The sequence below is a fragment of the Aquipuribacter nitratireducens genome (genome assembly GCF_037860835.1).
Classification (GTDB): domain Bacteria; phylum Actinomycetota; class Actinomycetes; order Actinomycetales; family JBBAYJ01; genus Aquipuribacter; species Aquipuribacter nitratireducens.
In genome coordinates this window covers 1-1,736 of the sequence record NZ_JBBEOG010000022.1, presented here as the reverse complement: position 1 = coordinate 1,736, position 1,736 = coordinate 1, and the positions used below count along the sequence as shown (strand labels likewise).

The following is a 1,736-nucleotide window of genomic DNA, read 5'->3' as shown; positions in this document are numbered from 1 at the left end:
GTGGGGTGGTTGGTAGGGGTGGTCGGTGTCGGCGGGGTGGGTGGTGTAGGTGTGGCCGGTGGGGCTCCTCCAGCGCAGGGCGCCGTTGCCGAGCTGGGTGAGGTGCCAGCCGGCGCGGTGCTTGAGGCGGTGGTGGAAGCGGCAGACGCTGGCGAGGTTGCAGGCGCAGGTGGGTCCTTGGGGGTAGGGGATGGTGTGGTCGACGTCGCAGCGGCGGGCGCGGGCGCGGCAGCCGGGGAAGCGGCAGGTGAGGTCGCGGGCGCGGATGGCGCGTTCGAGGGCGGCGGATGGCCGGTACGGCCCGGGCGGGTGCTGCCCGATCGAGTCGGTCGGGTCCGTTGCAGGCGTCGGGTCGGTCGCGGTGCTGGGGGTGTTGGGCTCTGGTGGGGAGAGGGGGCAGGTGAGGGCTCCGGCTGGGGGTGGTAGCCAGGGGCTGAGGCGCAGCCCGTCCCGGGTCGAGGCGCTGGTGCCAGTGCTGGTGCTGGTGCTGGTGCTGGTGCTGGTGCCAGGGCTGGTGCTGGTGAGGGCGTCGCGGGCGAGGCTGGCGGGGATGGGTCCGAGGCCGGGGATCTCGGCGGGGGTGTCACCGCCGAGCAGGGTGCTGAGGGTCATGGCGAGGTCGACGGTGACCTCGGGCACGAGCTGGGACATCACCTCGGGCAGGGCCTCGGGCCGGAGCTCGGGCAGGAGCTGGGGCAGGGCCTCGCGCAGGGCGTCGGGGAGGGCCTCAGGTGAGGCGTCGAGGGGGGCGTTGGGGAGGGGGGTGTCGAGTTCGAGGGTGATGTCGAGGGTGACGCCGGGGGCGGGGGTCTGGGTGAGGTCGTGGCTGCCGGCGAGCAGGCGCAGGGCGGTGTCGGCGCGCAGCTGGTCCAGGGTGGGGACCATGGCGCGGACCTCGGCCTCGGTGAGCGGCTGGTCGGTGAGCGGCTGGTCGGTGAGGGTCTGCTGCTCGCGGGTGGCGAGGTCGCGCAGGGCGGTGCGGGCGCGGTCCTGGGTGTCGCGGGCGATGGCGTCGAGGCGGTTGTAGACGGCGGCGATGGTGAGGGCGGGCCCGGTGACCTGCAGGGTGGCGGTGGCGTCGTCGTTGGCCCACGTGCTGACGCGGCGGTGCCGTCGGGCGGTCTCGGTGTGCTCGGCGGCGGCCTGCGGGTCGGCGTGCATGGTGGCGCGGCGGGCGCGGGCGGCGACCTGGGAGGCGGTGCCGGTGCGGGCCAGGGGCAGCAGGGTGGCGGCGACGTGGGTGGCGGTCTCCACGGGCAGGGGGAGGGTGGCCTCGAGCAGGGCGCGGGCCTGGGGCAGCTGGACGCGGCCGGCGAGCATCTCGTCGAGCAGGACGGGTAGGCGCCGGCGCAGGGTGTCGATCATGGCGACGCGGTCGGTGGCGGCGCGGTGGGACATGCCGAGGGCGGCGGCGACCTCGGCGGCGGTGAAGCGGTCGACCTCGGCGGCGTCGCCGGGCTGGTTGTGCAGGTCGGCGGGGGTGACGGGGCAGCCGCGGAGGCGTTGCAGGTGCTCGCGGTACTCCGCCTGGCGGCGTTGGCGTAGTTCGTGGACGGCGAGCAGCGCCCAGGCCTGCGCGGCGGCGGCGACGGCGGTGGCGACCTCGGCGGCATCGACGAGGTCGGCGTCCTCGAGCGGGCCCGGGCCGAGGACGGTGAGCTCGGTGAGCGCCCGCGTCGGATCCAGGTCGTCGAACATGTGTACGAGGATACCGGCGGGCACCGACACCCGCCAGG

1 protein-coding gene is annotated in these 1,736 nt (G+C 75.8%); it reads right to left on the bottom strand.

Annotation, left to right across the window (positions count from 1 at the left end; all coding sequences use genetic code 11):
• The coding region (locus WAB14_RS18160; RefSeq protein WP_340271755.1) for an HNH endonuclease signature motif containing protein at window positions 1-1,698 on the bottom strand (1,698 nt) is incomplete at its 3' end.
• Between the last annotated feature and the right edge of the window lie 38 nt (window positions 1,699-1,736).